At 44.6% G+C, this 3,835-nt stretch carries 5 protein-coding genes; 1 reads left to right on the forward strand and 4 read right to left on the reverse strand.

What is annotated here, in order from left to right; genetic code table 11:
* Together hypF and HY807_00010 are read right to left on the reverse strand one after the other, a co-directional pair.
* On the reverse strand, positions 1 to 1,209 hold a 1,209-nt coding region (hypF, locus tag HY807_00005), incomplete at its 3' end, for a carbamoyltransferase HypF (protein MBI4824792.1).
* A gap of 6 nt (positions 1,210 to 1,215) precedes the next feature.
* Positions 1,216 to 1,716, reverse strand: a complete 501-nt coding sequence (locus HY807_00010) for an acylphosphatase (protein ID MBI4824793.1) — start codon at positions 1,714 to 1,716, stop codon at positions 1,216 to 1,218.
* 68 nt (positions 1,717 to 1,784) lie between these two features.
* Here HY807_00010 and HY807_00015 point away from each other — a divergent pair, with 68 nt between their 5' ends.
* Positions 1,785 to 2,195: a hypothetical protein gene (locus HY807_00015; GenBank protein MBI4824794.1), complete on the forward strand. Its 411-nt coding sequence runs from the start codon at positions 1,785 to 1,787 to the stop codon at positions 2,193 to 2,195.
* A 133-nt stretch (positions 2,196 to 2,328) separates the two neighbouring features.
* Here HY807_00015 and hypD read toward each other — a convergent pair whose 3' ends face one another.
* Positions 2,329 to 3,369, reverse strand: a complete 1,041-nt coding sequence (gene hypD / locus HY807_00020; GenBank protein MBI4824795.1) for a hydrogenase formation protein HypD — start codon at positions 3,367 to 3,369, stop codon at positions 2,329 to 2,331.
* A 24-nt stretch (positions 3,370 to 3,393) separates the two neighbouring features.
* On the reverse strand, positions 3,394 to 3,801 hold the full coding sequence (locus HY807_00025) for a putative toxin-antitoxin system toxin component, PIN family (protein ID MBI4824796.1): 408 nt from the start codon (positions 3,799 to 3,801) through the stop codon (positions 3,394 to 3,396).
* Positions 3,802 to 3,835 lie beyond the last annotated feature (34 nt).

Consider the following 3,835-nt stretch of genomic DNA (forward strand, 5'->3'; position numbering starts at 1 on the left):
ATCCCCGAATGTCTCACACAATAAAGACAGAGCTGTTCTGAAAGGTTCCTTAACAGCCTTCTCCCCTCCAGGCAGATGGTAAGGATGAAGATGATATAATCTTTTGAAACCTGAATATGAAACGATCATCACCTCGCTGCCCCATACAGTCTTGTCAATTCCATAGCCTGTCCCGTCAAATGCAAAGCCTATCACCTCTTCATCCGTCTGAATATCATTTTCAGCCATGCAGGAAAGCATATGCGCGAAGTGGTGCTGGACCTTAACAAGTTTATCCTTGTAATACTTCTCCCCAAAGACCGTGCTGAAATACCCAGGATGCATATCAGCGACAACTATCTCAGGCTTGATATTGAAGAGCCTCAGAAAGTCATTGACCGTCTCTTTATAGAACTCCATTGCAAGAGGCGTCTCAAGATCACCGATATGCTGAGAGAGATAAACCTTGTCATCCATCCCGACAGCAATGGTATTGTTCATATAAGGGCCAAGCGCAAGCACCGGCCTTTTCAGTTTAAAGGGCAATATCACCGGAAGGGGAGCGAATCCTCTCGACCGCCTTATAGGAACCTGCCTTTCAGAAACTATCCTTACAACCGAATCGTCACACCGTCTGACTATCTCCCTATTATGCGTTAGAAAATAATCAGCTATACTTGCAAGCCTCTTGAATGCGTCATCTTCATCCTTCGCGATCGGCTCATCTGAAATATTTGCGCTCGTTGCAATAAGAGGCCTCATCAGCTTCTGCAATATTATGTGGTGAAGAGGTGTATACGGAAGGAACGCGCCGATGGTCTCATTGCCGGGAGATATTGAATCAGGAAGCCTCGTCCCATTCTTTTTTCTGAGAATGACTATCGGCCGCTCGACAGAGCGCAAGGCGCGTTCTTCAAGCATGCCTACATGCGCCTCAGCCTTTACTGATTCAATGTCAGCGAACATGACCGCAACCGGCCGCTCTTCTCTCTGCTTTCTCTCTCTCAGCCTCTTTATAGACTCTGCGTTTCCTGCATCACATACAAGGTGATATCCGCCTAAGCCTTTTATGGCAATAATGTTGCCTTCTTTTATAAGTTCAACGCATTTATTAACGGCATCATCTTTCTGATACTCAAATCCCCCCATCCCCCCCTTTTCTAAAGTGGGGTTTATTAAAGTAACGGAAGGCCCGCAGACAGGACAGGCGTCAGGCTGGGCATGAAACATCCTGTCTTAAGGATCGCTGTATTCCCTTTTACAATCAGCGCACATCCTGAAATCCTTCATGGATATATTCTTCCTGTCATAAGGAATATCTTCTATGATGGTAAAACGCGGGCCGCAGTTAGTGCAGTTGGTGAAGGGGTAAATAAACCTTCTGTTGCCTGTATCAGAAATATCTTCCAGGCATTCATCGCAAGCCGCGATGTCAGGCAGGAGAGAGACTTTTATATCACCTGTATCATTGCTTTCTTCAATTACAAAATCTTTAAATCCCTTATCATGCAGAAAAGAGTGCCTTAGGCTGAATATCTTAGAGAGTACCGGTTTCTCTTCCTCAATGCGGATAAGAAATTGTGTGAGCAGAGGCTCCTTGCCTTCAACCTCGACAGCAACTCCGCCTGCGTCATTGAAAACATAACCCTTCAGCCCCATCTCTTGTGCAAGCCTGAAGATGAACGGCCTGAAGCCGACGCCCTGCACAACACCTGTTATATTGATCTTCAGTCTCATAAAACTTGCTCCACGCAATATATTATATAATTACCAATGACAATTTATGAGAGAGGGTTAACCGGCAGATGAGACTCATACTTTATTACGCGCCGTCATTCTGGTTTAAGACACATAAAAAGATACTTGACGATGTCCCTGACCATGAAATGGAAGAGACTGTCGAGAACGCGGTGGTCGTCTTTTATCAGGCAGAGGAAAACGACTGTGAGAAAAAGAGCAGTGTAGTATCCAAATTTGTAAAGAACATAAAGTGGGTCGCCGGTAAGTTTGATACCAAAACCATTGTACTCCACTCCTTCAGCCACCTCTCCATGTCAAAAGCAGCGCCGGAATTGACGAATGAGATTATCACGGATGTTAAGGAACGCCTCTTACGAACAGGCTACGCTATCACTGAAACGCCTTTCGGATACCTGAATGAATGGAAGATGCATGTCGCGGGCGAGTCACTTGCGAAGGTATTTAAGGAGTTTTAGTCAGTGTCTGTTTATAAACCCTGCTTTTTATCCGTCATTCCCGAAGTCCTTAATCGGGAATCCAGAGTTTCCAATATGTTCTGGATCCCCGTTTTCACGGGGATGACAAACAAGAGACATTTATAAACAGACTCTAACTCGTCCTGTACCAGATATTGCATGAGCCTTCCTGTGACACCATGCATGGTCCTGTAGGACTTTGCGGAGTGCATGCCTTTTTAAATAGTTTACATTTAGAAGGATAGGCTTTGCCGAGTATCACATCTCCGCAGATGCATCCCGGTATCTTTGCTTCCTTGACCTCTTTAAGTTCAAAAACCTTTCTCGCATCTTTTGCTGAATATGCACTCTTCAACTCAAGCCCTGAATCAGGAATGTAACCTATGCCCCTCCAGTTCACGCTTGAGACATCGAAATATTTATGCATTATCCTCTGCGCCTGCGTGTTGCCTCCCGGCTTTACAACGCTGCTATAGACATTAGTTGTCCTGGCAACGCCGTCTTTAAGCTGTCTCAGTATATCAGCAATGCCTAACAAAAGGTTCTCTGCTTCAAAGCCTGCTACAACCGTAGGGATTCCATATTTTGAAGAAAATACATTCCACGCATTTGAACCGACTATGGCAGAGACATGACCCGGAGCGATGAAACCGTCTATGCCGATATCCGCATCTTTCACAAGTATCTCCATTATCGCAGGGGTCAGCCTGTGTGAGCTTAAGATATAAAGGTTATCAGGTATGCCCATTTCAAGTATCGCAGCAGTCGGCGCGGTTGTCGTCTCAAAGCCTATTGAGAAGAAGACGATCTTTTTGTCAGCATGATTCTTCGCGATAGTAATAGCTTCAAAAGGCGAGGTGATCATCCTGTAGTTCTTTCCCATGCTTCTTATCGACCCGATCTTTGACGGAACCCTCAGCATGTCGCCGTAGGTCACGAGAATAACATCATCTCTTTTTGAAAGGTTTACAGCATTGATAATATCGCTCTCAGGGCAGACGCATACAGGACAACCGGGGCCGGGAATAAGTTCAAGGTTTTGAGGCATCAAACTCCTCATGCCTGAAAATGCTATGGTGTGTTCATGCGAGCCGCAGACATTCATTATCTTAATCTTGCGGTCTTTGGGAACGAGTGAGTGGATGTGTTTGATTATGTCTTGAGTTATGCTCACAGTATACTGTTTATGAGGGAGAGATTAACGATTTTCTTCCCTGAGTTTGAACCAGAAATCTTTTGGAGTGATTATCACGATATCTTTATGGCTCTTAAGGCACAGGAGGTCATCATCTCCTGTTATAATGAATTTTGCTTTTCCACTTAAGGCTGTAGCTATAATATTGTCATCATCCTTATCCCTGCAGACAGGTTTTTCAATATCTGCCGGAACAACTATCTCTGCCGTATCTCTTAAATAGGCATCTATATTTTTCACAATATTCTTCGGGAGTTTGATCTTTTCAACAAGCTTTTCCCTGATCTCTGAAAGGATAGATTCGCTCAATATTACCGTATGCTCAGAAAGGCAGACCTCGAAAATCTCAGCGCATAGGCCTCTTGAGGCAAAGGCTGCGATAACGACATTCGTATCCAGTACCACCCTCATGAAATAGCCTTGAATATATCCTCATCCGTCAAAA

The organism is Nitrospirota bacterium (assembly GCA_016207885.1).
Lineage (GTDB): Bacteria > Nitrospirota > Thermodesulfovibrionia > UBA6902 > UBA6902 > JACQZG01.